This is a genomic window from Streptomyces sp. LZ34, assembly GCF_053890475.1.
Window position 1 is genome coordinate 1,244,705 of sequence record NZ_CM132680.1, and the last position, 14,720, is coordinate 1,259,424.

The window sequence follows — 14,720 nt, forward strand, 5'->3', positions numbered from 1 at the left end:
CCGGCTAGGGGTGAACCATAGTGGTGGCAAAGGACTTACAGGAAAGGGGTACCGGTGGGTAACAGTTCCGCCACCTCCCTCGTATGGGTGAACTTTCCGGAACATCAGCACTGATCTCATAGACTCCCGGGGGCAGTTGAGCTTCCTGACGGCCGCCCCCGGACCTTTCCCGATCCCCCCCCTCAGGAGAGCCCCATATGCTGGCTGACGCCGTCGACAACCGGCTGGCCCGAAACCCGATCGCGATCGTGGGGGTGGCGGGACTCTTCCCCCGGGCGACGAACGTGCGGGAGTTCTGGAGCAACATCGTGGCCGGCGCCGACTGCACCGAGGAGGTCCCGGCAACCCGGTTCAGCATCGCCGACTACTTCGATCCCGACCCGTTCGCGGAGGACAAGACCTACTGCCGACGCGGCGGTTTCCTGCCCCCGTTCCGCTTCGACCCCCGCGAGTTCGGCATCCCGCCCAAAACGCTGGACGCCACCGGGCTGATCCAGTTGCTCAGCCTCCACGTGGCCAAAGATGTGCTGCGGGACGCCGGTTGCGACACCTCGGGCTGGTACGACCCGGCGCGGACCGGGGTGGTGCTCGGAGTGTGCGGGGGGAGTTCGAGCATGATGCCGCTGGCGGCGCGGCTCCAGACGCCCGCGCTCAAGGCGGCGGTCCTGAGCTGCGGCCTGAGCGAGGGGGACGCCGAGGAGATCGCGCGCCGGTACACGGCGGCCTTCCCGCCCTGGACGGAGAACTCCTTCCCCGGCTTCCTCGGGAACGTCGTCTCCGGCCGGGTCGCGAACCGCCTCAACCTCGGCGCGTTCAACGGCACCGTGGACGCCGCCTGCGCCAGCTCCCTCGCCGCGCTGCGGATGGCCGCCAGCGAGCTGGTCGGGCATCGCGCCGACCTCATGATCACCGGTGGCTGCGACGCGGACAACACCATCTTTTCCTTCATGTGCTTCAGCAAGACCCCGGCGCTGTCGCCGAGCGGCGAGATTCGCCCCTTCGACGAGGATGCCGATGGCACCCTCGTCGGAGAGGGCATCGGGATGCTGGCCCTCAAGCGGCTGGCCGACGCCGAGCGCGACGGCGACCGGGTCTACGCCGTCATCCGCGGCCTCGGCACCTCGAGCGACGGCCGGTCCCAGAGCGTGTTCGCCCCCTGCGGAGACGGCCAGCTCACCGCGTTGCGCCGGGCCTACGAGGACGCCGACTGCCCGCCGTCCTCGGTCGGGCTGATCGAGGCCCATGGCACCGGCACCCCCACCGGTGACGAAGCGGAACTTGGCGCGCTCAACGCGCTGATGGCGACGCCCGATGACCGGCGGTACGCGGCCGTCGGCAGCGTGAAATCCCAGATCGGGCACACCAAGGCGGCGGCCGGCGCGGCCGGGCTGATCAAGGCGGCCCTCGCCCTCCACCACAAGGTGCTGCCCGCCACCATCAACGTCCGGACGCCCAGCGCCGCAGCCCGGCAGGAGGACGCGGCGCTGTACGTCAACACGACCAGCCGACCGTGGATCCGCGACCCGCGGCGCTCGGTGCGCCGGGCGGGAGTCTCCGCGTTCGGCTTCGGCGGGGTCAATGTGCACGCCGTGCTGGAGGAACACCAGCCCTCCAGCGACACGGCGCGTACTCTCCACACCACCCCGCGAGCCCGCCTCTGGCACGCCCCGACCCCCGAGGCGCTGCGCGAGCTGCTCGAACGCGGCGAACAGCCCGCCGCCGACGAGATACCCGCCGACCACGCCCGGTTGGGCTTCGTCGCCACCGACGCCTCCTGTCCCGACCTGCTCGCCAAGGCCCTGGCCCAGTTCGACGCGCACCCGGGCCGCGCGAGCTGGACCCACGCGGACGGCATCTGGTATCGCGCCGCCGCGCTCCCCGCGGGCGGCAAAGTGGCGGCGCTCTTCGCCGGTCAGGGCAGCCAGTACGTCAACATGGGCCTCGAAGCGCTGCTCTCCCTCCCGCCGGTGCGCGCCGCCTTTGACGCAGCCAACGCGCTGTACATGGACGGGGACCCGCCCCGCGAGCTGCTGTCCGACGTCGTCTACCCGGCGCCCGGGCGGGACGGGAAGGACCTGCGGCGTGCTTCCGAGCGGCTGCGCCGTACCTCCTACGCCCAGCCTGCCATCGGGGCGTTGTCGATGGGGCAGTTCCGCTACCTCTCCGAACTGGGCTTCGCGCCGGACGGCGTGCTCGGCCACAGCTTCGGCGAGCTGACCGCCCTGTGGGCCGCCGGCTGCTTCGACGACGCCGGTTTCCTCGCCGCCACGGCGGCCCGCGCCCGGACGATGGCCCCGCCCGCCGACGCGGCCGGGCACGACGCGGGCGCCATGGTCAGCGTGCACACCTCACCCGACCGGCTCGACCCCCTCCTCGCCGAGTTCTCCGAGCTGACGGTGTGCAACCGGAACGCGCCCGAGGTGGTGGTGATCGGCGGGCCCACGGCCGCCGTGGAGCGGTTCACCGCCGCTTGTGGCGAGCGCCGCATCCCGGCGCTGCGGCTGTCCGTCGAGGCGGCCTTCCACACCCCGCATGTCCAGCACGCCGTCGCCTCCTTCGCCCGCGAGATCGCCGACATCCCGCTCCGTGCCCCGCGCGTCCCGGTGTACGCGAACACGCCGGGAGCGAGCTACGGCGACGGCTCCGAGGCGAACCGCGAGGTACTGGCCCGGCAGATCGTCAATACCGTCGACTTCCAGGCCAGGCTGCGGGAGATGTACGCGGACGGGTTCCGGGTCTTCGTGGAGTTCGGGCCCAAGCGCGTCCTCTCCCAGTTCATCGATCAGACGCTGGGCGAACATGGGGTGGACATCGTCTGGACGGACATCGGCACCGGTGGCGACAGCACGCTCACCCTGAAGCAGGCCGCCGTCCAACTGAGCGTTCTGGGACTGCCGCTGAGCGGCATCGACCGGCACGACGAGCCGGTGCCGCCGCGCCCCGTCGCGTCCGCGGTGGCCCGGGTCCTCGACGGCCCGCAGTTCGCCACCATCGCCCGCCAGGAGGAGTACCAGCGCGTCCTCGGCACGCCCTACCGGCCGGCCGAGCCCGTCGGCCGGGAGCCGGAGCCTGTTGCCGAGCGGCAGCCCGCGGTCGCCGCTGACGACGATCCGCTGGGGCGGGCCGCGGCCGAGCACCTCACCATGCACACCCGCTACCTCAACGGGCAGCTTCGGACCGCCGACCAGTTGGTGAGCCTGCTGAACCAGGGCATCGGCGGCGGCTCGGCCGAAGCGGTCCTCACCGGCATCACCGCCATCCGCGACCACAGCGTGGCGCTCGGCGAGGCTCACGCCCGCGCCAGCGAGGTGCTGAGCGACCTGCTACGCCTTCCCGCGGTCGGGACGCCGACAGGGTATTCGCCCAACGGCACGTACGACGGACACGCGCTCGAAACACCGTCGCACACCGGTCGGTTTCCCTCAGCGGGCGGGCCGCCGGAGAGTCCGGCCCCGGTCGAACCCAGCGACCCCAACGGAACCGGCGCGCCCATCGCACCCAACGCACCCATCCAAGCCGTTGCACCCGACGAAGCCGCCGCGCCGACCGGCAAATCCGCGCTCGAAGTGCTCCGCGACACCGACTTCGACGCCGCGATCGACCCCGAGCTCCGCTCCGAGCTGGCCAACCTCGATCCCGTGGAGATCGAACAGGTGATGCGCGAGGTTGTGGCCGAAAAGACCGGCTACTCGATCGACATGATCGATCCCGACATCGACCTGCAGACGGAGCTCGGCATCGACTCCCTCAAGCAGTTGGAGATCGCCTCCGAACTCTGGCGCCGCTACCCGGTCTTCTCCCGCGAGGAGATCTTCCGCTTCACGGCGGCCCGAACGGTCAGGGACTTCGCCACGCTGATCCCCGAGGTGCTGAAGAACCCCACCACCAATCTCCGCGTCGCCACCTCCGTGCCGCTGGGCCGGGCGCACATCGGCTGGCGCCTGCTGCCCGAGCCGGACGTACTGCTCGGCGCCTATGGCGAGCCGCCCTGCGCCGTACTGGTCGATGACGGCGGGGAGTTGGGCCGCTGGCTCGCCACGGCACTCCAGTCGCGCGGCTGGCGGGTCGGCCGGCTCGCGCTGCCCGGGACACGGGACGCGTCCGGAGGGGCCGAACCGGACACCTGGCACCTGCCCGACTGGGGCGAGGAGGGCCTGGCCGAGCAGGTCCGCCTCCTCGGTGCCGCCGTGCCGCGCCTCGATCTGTGCCTGCTCCCCTTCAGCCGCGACCCGGGGACCGACCGCGACGACGCCGTGCGCCGCCTGGCCCACGCCGTCCTGGTCGCCAAGCATCTGCGGCAGCCCCTCGGCAGGGCGGCGGCCGGCGGCACCCGCGCCGGGTTCGTCGCCGTCACCCGGCTCGACGGCGCGCTCGGCTACGCGGGCTCCGGCGGCGAGCCCGAGCGGGCGCTGGCCGGCGGCGTCACCGGGCTGGTCAAGTCGCTGGCCCTGGAGGCGCCCGAGCTCTTCTGCCGAACGGTCGACCTGGCTCCCGAGCTGACCGAGGAGGAGGTCGGCGCCTGCCTCGCGGGCGAGATCACCGACGCTGCCGTGGACCTGCACGAGGTGGCCCGCCACCCGGCCGGGCGCCGCACCCCGGTCCTGGTCGCCGAGCCGGTCCCGCTGGTCGACGCGGCCACGGCGAAGGACCAGGACGGGGCCGTCGAGCCGCCCGCGGAGCTGACCGCCGACGACACTCTTCTGGTCACCGGTGGCGCGCGGGGCATCACCGCCTGGTGCGCCATCGCCCTGGCGCGGCAGGTGTCCTGTGGCTACCTGCTGCTCGGCAGCACACCGCTGGCGGACGAGCCGGACTGGGCCGCCGGGCTCGACGGCAAGGAGGAGCTGAAGGCCGCTGCCGCCGAACATCTGCGCGCCACCGGCCATGACCCGGACAAGCCGGCGGCCACCGAGCTGATCGCCCGGCAGGTCGGCGAGATCACCGGCGGGCGGGAGATCCGCGCCACCCTGGCCGCCCTGCGCGACGCGGGAGCCGAGGCCGAGTACGTGGCCGTGGACCTGACCGACGCCGCGGCGGTGCGCGCGGCGCTGCGCCCGCACGCCGACCGGGTCACCGGTGTCATCCACGGGGCGGGCGTCCTCGCCGACCAGTTCCTCGCCGAGAAGGAAGCAGAGGGTGTCGGGCGGGTGGTCGGCACAAAGCTGACCGGCCTCGGCAACGTGCTGGACGCGCTCGACGCCGAACACCTTCGTCACCTGGTCGTCTTCACTTCCGTCTCCGGTATCTACGGAAACCTCCGGCAGGCCGACTATGCCCTGGCCAACGAGGCACTGAGCCGGTTCGCCTGCGCCTGGAAGGCCAGGCATCCCGGCCGCCACGTCACCGCCCTGGCCTGGGGACCGTGGGCCGGCGGCATGGCCACCCCCGGCGTCCAGAAGCTCTTCATGCAGCACGGGGTGCCGCTGCTCGCCCGGGACGTCGGTACCGGCTATTTCACCGAGCAGATGAGCCCGGAGCACGCCGCGGACCTGGTGACGGTCATCGGACCGCTGGAGCCCATGTACCGGCGGAGTGAGACGCTGCCGGCCGGCGGCGCGGTCGTGGAGCGGCGGATGGCGGAGCTCACCGCCGAGCCGCTGCTCGCCGACCACCGCATCCACGGCTGGCCGGTGCTGCCCCTGACGGCCGCGGTCGGCTGGGGCGTGCGCGTCGTGGAGGCGATGCACAGCGGGCAGCCCGTGGTCGAGTGCCGCGACTTCCAGATCAGTAAGGGGCTGGTCTTCGACGGCTCGGCGGAGGACGACCGCTTCCTGCTGACGCTCTCACCGCCCGAGGGGCCCGAGGGCGGGGACTCGGCCGCCATCACCGTCCGGCTCCGCAGCGAGCGGGAGGGCGCCGCGCCGGTGCTCCGCTTCGGGGGAGGCTTCCTCCTCGAGAAACGGGCCACCCAACCGCCGGACATCGACCTGCCGGCCTACGAGCTTCCCGACTTCGACCCGCAGACCCACGAGGCCTACGACGGCTTCCTCTTCCACGGGCCGACCCTGCGCGGCCTCGGCCCGACCCTGGAGGAGCGGCCCGGCAGGCTTGTCCTCGCCGCCCGGATGGCCGACCCGGTCTTCGGCCAGGGCGCCTTCGCCGGGGCCAGGTACAGCCCGGCCCTCACCGACCTGCTGCTCCAGGCGGCGGCGCTGTTCGGCCGCCAGCGCCTCGGCCTGCTCTGCCTGCCGGTGTCGGTGGAGCGGGTTCAGCTCTTCGCGCCGCTGCCCGCGGACGCGCCGTTCATCCTTGTGGCCGAATCCGTCGAGGAGAGCCCTCTTCACCTGATCTGCACGGTCACCGCCTGCACCCCGGAGGGAAAGGTGCTCCAGCGGTGGGGCCGGATCGGCATGATCCTCACCTCGCCGGAGATGAAGGACAGCGGCGTCTTCCTGCCCGCGGAGCGCGGGGGGCGGCATGGCTGACCCCGGCGCTCCGGCCGCCACCGCCGGCACCGCCGAAGTCGCCGAAGTCGCTGCCGCCGCTGCCGTCGAGGAACTGGGCTTCGAAGGTGAGCCGTTCCTCCTGCCTGTCCTGCCCGTCCTGCCCGTCCCGCAGGCTCCGCCCACCCCGCAAGCCACCCCACGGGGCCTCGGCGATCTGAGCCACCTTGCCCGCGACATCGCCGACCGGGTCAGCCGCGCGCACGCCGCGGTATTGGAGGCCCACGAGGCTGTCCAGCAACACCTGCTCGCGCGCTACGTGCCGGGCGCGCGGCTTCCGGCGGCGCCGGCGCCGCACCCCACGGGACGCATGGACCGGCCGGCGCGCGTCGAGCTGGTCCGGACGGTCCCAGCGGACTCGGACTACAGCGTGGCAGGCCAGGCCGACCCGGTGTGGATCCTCGACGCCGCCGCGGCGGCCTTGCCGCTGCTCGGGGAGCGCGGCCTCGCGGCGGCCGGCACCGTCCACAGGCCCGGCCGCACCGTCCTCACCTGGCACCGGGAGCTGCCGGAGGCCGGAGCGGAGCTCCGAGTGCGGGCAGGCGCCGAGGCCGTCCACCGCGACGAGCGCGGCACCCGCTTCACGTTCGACTGGCAGGTCCACGTCGAGGGAAACCTCCTGGTGGAGGCCACCGGCACCGGCGGGTTCCTGTTGCCCGAGCACGCCATCGAGCCGCTGCCCGATGAGGACCCCTGGCCGGAGCGTCACGTGCCCCGCTACCCGCGGCAGTTCCGCCCGCTGGCGGTCACCCACCGGTCCCGGCTGACCTGGCAGGAGCTGCGGGCCCTCGCCGGCGGATTCCTCACGGAGGTCCTCGGCCCCGACTTCGAGGGCGAGAGCACCGGCCCGCGGCTGCCGGGACCGGCCCCGCGGCTGATCGGCACCGTCGCGGAGCCGGCCGGCGAGGGCGGCCGGTACGGGCAGGGCAAGGTGACCGCCGAGCTCACCTTCCACGGCGGCGGGCCGGGGCGCGGAGTGGACGCCACCGCGCTGCTGGCCGAGGCCGTGGCCGGCGTTCTCCAGGTGTACGCGCTCCGCCGCGGGCTGCACCTGTGCCTGCCCGACCCGCGCTTCCAGCCCTGGGACGGCGGCCCGACCACCATCGAGGTGATCGACCCGACCGCGCTCGGCGCCGCCCTTCGCTGCGAGGTCGACGTGGCCGAGGTGGGACTCGTGCCCCGACCGCACGCCGTCGCCGATGCCGTTGTCCTCGCCGGCGACCGGCCGGTGGCCCGCCTGCACGGCATCGGCGTCGCCCTCCACGAGCCGCCGGGCACCGGCCTCGGCGCCCTGACGGTCTGGGAGGCGCGGGACTCCCCCGCCGCCCACGAGTCGCTGCGGCAGCACGGCGCACTTCAGCGGATGCTGCTCGCCCACTCGGCCGAAGGTGACCTCTCGGCCGTCACCGGGGAACCCCAGGCGACCTCGGCGACCTCGGCGACCTCGGCGACCGTACGGCCCCGGCTGCCGCGCGGCGATCTGATGATGGTCGACCGGGCGCTCGAGTACGACGCCGAGCCTCTCGACTTCCGGCCGGGCGCCACCCTCACCAGCGAGTACGCCGTCCACCCCGACCCCTGGTTCTGCCGGGAGAACGGCTCCGGCGCCGTGCCCAATCTGCTGTACATGGAGTCCAGCCTCCAGGCCGCCGCCCAGTTGAGCGCCATCCAGGGCATCCTCCACCAGCATCGTGACAGCGCCTTCGTCTGCCGGAACCTGGAGGGTCGCGCCACCCTCCTCCGGCACGCCGACCCGCGCGGTCTCGCCCTGCGGCACCGCACCATGCTGGCCGACCACTCGAAGCTGCCAGGGGCGATCCTCCACCGCTACGCCTACCAGCTCAGCCTTCCTGACGGGCCGGTCTACTCGGGCGAGTCGGTCCACGGCTTCCTCACCAAGGAGGTCCTGGACAACCAGCAGGGGCTCGACGGCGGACGGTACGCTCCGCCCTGGCTGGACCGCCTTCCGACGCGGCCTCCGGGGCTGCGCCGGCTCGACCTCTCCCGCGACGCCCGGCTCGGCCGCGGGCGGTTCGCGCTGCTGCGCGAGGCCGACCTGGTGGTGGACGGCGGCGAACACGGCGCTGGATACCTCCTGTGGGAGCGGACCGTGCCGAAGGACGACTGGTTCATGGCGCACCACTTCCGCTTCGACCCGGTGATGCCCGGTTCGGTGGGCGTCGAGGCGCTGTTCCAGTCTGTCGCGGCGTACGCGCTGCACGCCGGCCTCGCCGACTCCCTGCCGGACCCGGCCGCGCGGCCCGCGGCCCACGTCGAGCTGGCCTGGAAGTACCGAGGGCAGATCACGCCCGGTCACCGCCGGATGCGCGGCGAGGTTCACATCCGCCGGGTACGGCGTCGGGGCGACGGTCTTCTCCTGGTCGCCGACGGCAGCGTATGGCGCGACGACCTGCGGATCTACCAGGTGGACAACATCGGCGTGGAGATCCTGCCGACCGGCGGGACGACGGACGGGAAGGTGCCGCGATGACGGTGCGGTACGACCCGGACGGGGTGTACGCCGTCCTCGCCGACCTGGACGCCCCTTGCTATATCGTCCGGAACGGGGACCGGATCGGCGCCACCGCCGAACCGCCCGTCGCGGGCGGCCCGTTGACCCCGCTGGCCGTCGCCGGGCCCATGCCGTCCACCCAGCTCGGCGAGTCCGGCTTCCGGCGCGGTCACGGCGTGGCCCACTCGTATCTCGCCGGTTCCATGGCCGCCGGCATCGCCTCCGAGGAGTTGGTGGCCGCGCTGGCCCGCGCCGGTTTCCTCGCCTCCTACGGCGCCGCGGGCCTGCCCCCCGATCGGGTCGAGCGGGCCCTGAAGCGGTTCGCTCGGGAGATCCCCGGCTTGCCTCACGCCGCCAACCTCATCCACACACCGCACGCCCCGAGCCTGGAGCGAGCGGTTGTCGACCTCTACCTGGGTCACCGGCTGCGCTGCGTCGAGGCCTCGGCGTTCGTCCAGCTCACCCCCGACCTGGTCCGCTACCGGGTGGCGGGGCTGCGCCGCGGCCCCGGGGGCGGGGCGTACGCCGAGAACCGGCTGATCGCCAAAGTGTCCCGCGCCGAGGTGGCCGAGCTGTTCCTCCGGCCGGCCCCCGAGCCGATGGTGCGCACCCTGTTCGACCGTGGCGAGGTCACCGCTGAGCAGGTCGCGCTGGCGCGGCTGGTCCCGATGGCGGACGACCTGACCGTCGAGGCGGACTCCGCGGGGCACACCGACCGCCGCCCGCTGATCACCGCGCTGCCCGCGATGCTGCGGCTGCGGGACCGCATCACCCGCGAGCTCGGCCACGCGGCGGCGCCGGTACGGGTCGGCGCGGCCGGCGGCATCGGCACCCCGGAGGCGGCCCTGGCCGCCTTCGGCCTGGGCGCCGCCTACGTCGTCACCGGCTCGGTCAACCAGGCCTGCCTGGAGGCGGGCACCTCGCCGGCGGTCAAGGCCCTGCTCGCCGCTGCTGGGCCCGCCGACTACGCGATGGCCCCGGCCGCTGACATGTTCGAGGGGGGCGTCGAGGTCCAGGTCCTCCGCAGCGGCAGCCTCTTCGCCGGCCGGGCGCGCCGGTTGCATGAGCTCTACCGTGCCCACGCCGGCTTGGACGAGCTCCCCGCCTCGGACCGCCGACGCCTGGAGGCGAAGGTGTTCCAGCGCCCGCTGGCCGAGGTCTGGCGGGAGACCGCGGACTATCTCGCCGAGCACCACCCCGAACAGCTCCTGCGCGCCGAGCTCGACCCCAGGCACCGTATGGCCCTGGTCTTCCGCTGGTACCTCGGCCAGTCGTCCCGCTGGGCCGTCACCGGCGCCGAGCGCACCGGCGACTACCAGGTCTGGTGCGGGCCGGCGATGGGCGCGTTCAACGACTGGGCCGCCGGCTCCGTCCTGGCCGATCCCGGCCGGCGCCGGGTCGCCGACGTGGCGCGCCATCTGCTGCACGGCGCCGCGTTCCACCGTCGCCTCGCCCACCTCCGCTTCAGCGGGGTGCGGATCCCGGCGGCCTGCGCCTCCTACCGCCTGCCGCCGGCACCCTCGGCGGTGCCCGTCACCCCTTGACCCCGAGCGGCCCCGGGGCGATTCACGGGGTGGGCGAGGTGAGGTCGAAGGTGCCGTCGATCGTCAGGCCGCCGTCGACGGGCAGCACCGCTCCGTTGACAAAGCCGGCCCCTGGGGAGACCAGAAAGCCGACGGCCGCGGCGATCTCCTGCGGCTCGGCGAGCCGGCGCAGCGGTGTGCGAGCCAGCAGGGCGTCCTTGTCCAGGGTGCCGGCCTCCAGGCCCGAGCGGACCATCTCGGTGTTGACATAGCCGGGCGCCACGGCGTTGACCCGCACTCCATGCGGCCCCCATTCGGCGGCCAGTGTCCGCGTCAGCCCTACGATGCCGCTCTTGGCGGCAGCGTAGGCGACGCGGCGCGGTATGCCGAAGGTCGACCCGACGGAGGCGATGGTCACCACGGAGCCGCGCGCCGCGCTCAGCAGGCTGAACGCGCTGCGGGCCAGCAGGAAGCTGCCGGTGAGGTGGATGTCGAGATGCCGTTGCCAGGAGCCGAGGTCCAGCTCGGCCGCCGGGCCCCGCATCAGGTTGCCGGCGGCCGCGACAACGGCGTCGATCCGGCCGCCGATGTCGGCCGCGCGTGCCACAGCCGCGTCGACCGCTGTCTCGTCGGACACGTCGCAGGCCAGCCCGAGGTGGCCACCGTCCACCGGATGTGCGGCGTCGAGTGTGGCCGCCACCGCCTCGGCGCCGGGGCCGTTGAGATCGAGGACCACGACGCGCCAGCCGTGGCCGGCGAGATGCTCTGCCGTGGCGGCGCCGATGCCCTGCGCGCCTCCGGAGATCACGGCGGCGGGTGTGGTGGACATGTTTCCTTCCTTTCCAGCGTCATTCCAGCGATGTGTCCGGTGGCGCCGAGCCGTGGTGCCTGCTCCGCAGGGGCGTTGGGGAGAGCGCGCGGGTGACGGTTACGCCACCACCCCTGCCAGCTGGGCGACGCGGGCCGCGACCGCGCGTGCTGACAGCCCGTACGTCTCCAGGACGTAGTCGTTGGAGCCGGTCTCGACCCAGGTGTCCTCCAGCGCGATGCGGTGCACCGGCAGGGGGCGCGGCCCGGCCGAGGTGATCTCGGCGACCATGCCGCCGAGTCCACCGTAGGTGGAGTGTTCCTCGACGGTGACGACGAACGGCTGGTCCGCGCACAGCGCGATGAGGGCCTGCTCGTCGAACGGTTTGATCGTCGGGGCGTGCAGAACGCGCAGGTCGAGCCCGTCGGTGGCCAACCGCTCGGCGGCCTCCAGGGTGCGGGCCGTCTGCGCGCCGGTCGAGACCAGCACGCCGTCCGGCCCGTCGCGCAGCACGCGCAGCCTTCCGACGGCGATCTCTCCGGCCGGCAGGTCGGGGCCGGCGTCGCGGGCGAGCCGGAGGTAGACCGGGCCGTTGTGATGGTGCGCCCAGCGGGTGAGCGCCTCGCATTCGGTGGCGTCGCCCGGTGCCAGCACGGTCATGCGCGGCATCGCCCGCATCACGGCGAGGTCGGCGTGGTCGTGGTGTGATTTGCCGGCCATGCCGAAGCACACCCCGGTGTAGCCCGCCGCGATCTTGACATTGGCGTCGGTCTGGGCGACGAGCATCCGGATCGGGTCCACGGCGCGGTGGGAGAAGAACACCCCGAACGAGGACAGCCACGGCACCAGTCCGGTGGTCGCCAGCCCCACGGCGACGCCGACCAGGTTCTGCTCGGCGATGCCCATCTGGAGGAACCGCTCCGGGTGCGTCTGGGCGAAGGCGTCGGCCTTGGTGCTGGTGGCCAGATCGCCGTCGAGCACCACGGTGCGGGGGTCCTCCTCGCCGAGGGCGACCAGGGTGGCGCCCCATGCCTCGCGCATCGATGTCGTCCGTGTGGTCATCCGGCTGCCCCCTCGAGTTCGGCGAGCGCCGCGGCGAGCTGCTGGTCGTCGGGCGCACCGGTGTGCCACTGGATGGTCATCTCCGCGAAGGAGACGCCGCGCCCCTTGCGGGTGGTGGCGAGGATCATCGTGGGCCGGTCGACGGCTTCGGCCCGCCGGGCCTCGGCGAACGCGGCCCGTATTCCGGCGATGTCATTGCCGTCGATCTCCAGCACCCGCCAGCCGAGACCGGTGAAGGTGGCCCGCAGGTCGACGCCCGCCCACGGGTCGCGCCGGTCACCGCGGTCGTCCGCGCCGCGCGGCCAGCCGTACTGCTGCAGGCCGTTGTGGTCGAGGACCGCGACCAGGTGTCCCAGCCGGTAGCGGGGCGCCACATGCGCCGCCTCCCAGGTCATGCCCTCCTGCAACTCGCCGTCCCCGAGCAGTACGTACGTGCGCGAGCCCGGGTCCGAGGCGGCCCCGCCCAGCCGCGCGCCCAGCGACATGCCCACTCCGGCGGACAGGCCCTGGCCGAGCGATCCGGTCGACATCTCGATTCCGGGCAGCTTGGTCATGTCCGGATGCATCTGCAGCCGCGAACCGCCCTTGTCGAAGTCGGCGAGCTCGGCGACGTCGAAGTACCCCCGCATGGCGAGGACGGCGTAGAGGCCGAGGGCACAGTGCCCCTTGGAGAGGATGAAACGGTCCCGCTCCGGTGCGTCGGGCCGCGCCGGGTCGAGCCGCAGCTCGTCGAAGTAGAGGGTCACCAGCAAGTCCGCGGCGGACAGGGAGCCGCCGACGTGGCCGGCTCCGGCCTGATGAGCGGTGCGCAGGATGAGCTCACGGGCCCGGGTTGCGAGATGGCCGAGCTGTTCGTCGGTCGGGCGCTGCCGGTCGGTCGGCGGCGCCGTACAGGAGGCGACGGTCATGATTCCTCGATGGTCCTTTCCGGCGTACGACCGCCGATCAGAGCTTGATGATGAAGGTCTTGCTCTGGGTGTAGGCATCCAGCGCGTCCACCCCCTTCTCCCGGCCGTATCCGGATCCGCGGAAACCGCCGAACGGAAGCTCCACACCGCCTCCGGCGCCGAACGCGTTGATGTACACCTGCCCGGCCTCGATGCCACGGGCGATGGTCAGGGCCCGGGTGATGTCCGACGTCCAGACCGCGCCCATGAGCGCGTACGGCGTGCAGTTGGCCAGCCGCACCGCTTCCTCGGGACGGTCGAAGCTCAGCACCGCCAGCACGGGGCCGAAGACCTCCTCCTGAGCGATCCGGCTGCCCGGGTCCACACCGTCGACGAGGGTGGGGGCGTAGTACGCGCCGGAGCTGAGCTCCTGGTCAGCGGGGACCGTACCGCCGACCAGGACCTCACCTGAGGTGAGCGTGTCGACGAAGTCGGCGACCCGGGCCTGCTGTTTCCTTGACACCAGGGGCCCCAGGTCAGGATCGGTGGCACCGGGGCCGATGCGCACCGCGGAGAAGGCCGCGGTCAGCCGCGCCACCATCTCGGCGTGCGCGTCGCGGTGCACGATCAGCCGGGATCCGGCCGAGCAGGTCTGACCCGCGTTCTGGAGGATGCCCTTGGTGACGGCCTCGGCGGCGGCTTCGAGGTCGGCGTCGGGGAAGACGACGTGCGCGGACTTGCCGCCCAGTTCGAGCGTGGCGGGCACGACCCGGTCGGCGGCGGCGTGCGCGACCTGGGCACCGACGGCCGTCGAGCCGACGAAGCCGATCTGGCGGACGCCCGGATGGGCGGTGAGCGCGGCGCCCGCCTCGGAACCGATGCCGGGCACGATGTTGATCACGCCGTCGGGAATGCCGGCCGTCGCGGCGAGTTCTGCCAGCCGCACGGAGGTGCGCGGGGTCTCGTCGGCCGGCTTGACCACCGCGCAGTTTCCGGTGGCGATGGCCGGTGCGACCCCCCGGGCGAACAGTTGCATGGGGTAGTTCCAGGCGACGATGTGCCCGGTGACGCCGAAGGGTTCGCGCGTGGTGTACGCCTGGATACCGGGTCGCACCGGAATGGTGTCGCCGTAGTAGGTGTCGATGGCGTGGCCGTAGAACTGGAAGTAGCGGGCGCAGACGGCCGCGTCGGCACGCGCCTGGCCGATCGGCTTGCCGGTGTCCTCGCTCTCCAGCCGGGCCAGGTTCTCGCACTCGGCGGTGATGGCGTCGGCGAGGCGGGTGAGGGCGACGGCGCGGTCCGCGACCGGTGTGGCGTGCCAGCCGGGCTGGGCGGCCCGGGCCGCCTCGACGGCCAGGTCGATTTCGCGGCGGCCGGAGCGGATCACGGTGCCGAGCGAACGGCCGTCCGCCGGGTCGATGTTGTCGTAGGTCTCGGCGCCGTCGATGTGCTTGCCGCCGATGAACGCGGACGTGTGCATGGAGG

7 protein-coding genes are annotated in these 14,720 nt (G+C 73.1%); 3 read left to right on the forward strand and 4 right to left on the reverse strand.

The window, feature by feature from the left end:
• Positions 1 to 197: 197 nt before the first annotated feature.
• The 3 genes from ACWY4P_RS04170 to ACWY4P_RS04180 are packed head-to-tail and all read left to right on the forward strand — an operon-like array spanning position 198 to position 10,499.
• A complete protein-coding gene (locus ACWY4P_RS04170; RefSeq protein WP_456208732.1) occupies positions 198 to 6,425 on the forward strand; it encodes an SDR family NAD(P)-dependent oxidoreductase in 6,228 nt (2,075 codons plus the stop codon).
• Positions 6,418 to 8,934: a 3-hydroxyacyl-ACP dehydratase gene (locus tag ACWY4P_RS04175; RefSeq protein ID WP_456208733.1), complete on the forward strand. Its 2,517-nt coding sequence runs from the start codon at positions 6,418 to 6,420 to the stop codon at positions 8,932 to 8,934. Before ACWY4P_RS04170 ends, ACWY4P_RS04175 begins: the two co-directional genes overlap by 8 nt.
• Entirely contained in the window at positions 8,931 to 10,499 is a 1,569-nt protein-coding gene (locus tag ACWY4P_RS04180) for a PfaD family polyunsaturated fatty acid/polyketide biosynthesis protein (protein WP_456208734.1), read from the forward strand. The genes ACWY4P_RS04175 and ACWY4P_RS04180 overlap by 4 nt, the downstream gene beginning before the upstream one ends.
• A gap of 22 nt (positions 10,500 to 10,521) precedes the next feature.
• Here the strand turns inward: ACWY4P_RS04180 and ACWY4P_RS04185 are convergent, their stop codons facing one another.
• The 4 genes from ACWY4P_RS04185 to ACWY4P_RS04200 all read right to left on the reverse strand — a co-directional run bounded on the left by ACWY4P_RS04185 (position 10,522) and on the right by ACWY4P_RS04200 (position 14,715).
• Complete coding sequence (locus ACWY4P_RS04185; protein WP_456208735.1) at positions 10,522 to 11,307, reverse strand: SDR family NAD(P)-dependent oxidoreductase; 786 nt, start codon at positions 11,305 to 11,307, stop codon at positions 10,522 to 10,524.
• A 99-nt stretch (positions 11,308 to 11,406) separates the two neighbouring features.
• Entirely contained in the window at positions 11,407 to 12,348 is a 942-nt protein-coding gene (locus ACWY4P_RS04190) for a transketolase family protein (protein ID WP_456208736.1), read from the reverse strand.
• Positions 12,345 to 13,256 (reverse strand): transketolase, encoded by a 912-nt coding sequence (locus tag ACWY4P_RS04195; RefSeq protein ID WP_456208737.1) that lies wholly within the window; start codon positions 13,254 to 13,256, stop codon positions 12,345 to 12,347. The genes ACWY4P_RS04190 and ACWY4P_RS04195 overlap by 4 nt, the downstream gene beginning before the upstream one ends.
• A 37-nt stretch (positions 13,257 to 13,293) precedes the next feature.
• Positions 13,294 to 14,715, reverse strand: coding sequence for an aldehyde dehydrogenase family protein (locus ACWY4P_RS04200; RefSeq protein WP_456208738.1), 1,422 nt, complete (start codon positions 14,713 to 14,715; stop codon positions 13,294 to 13,296).
• Positions 14,716 to 14,720: the final 5 nt, after the last annotated feature.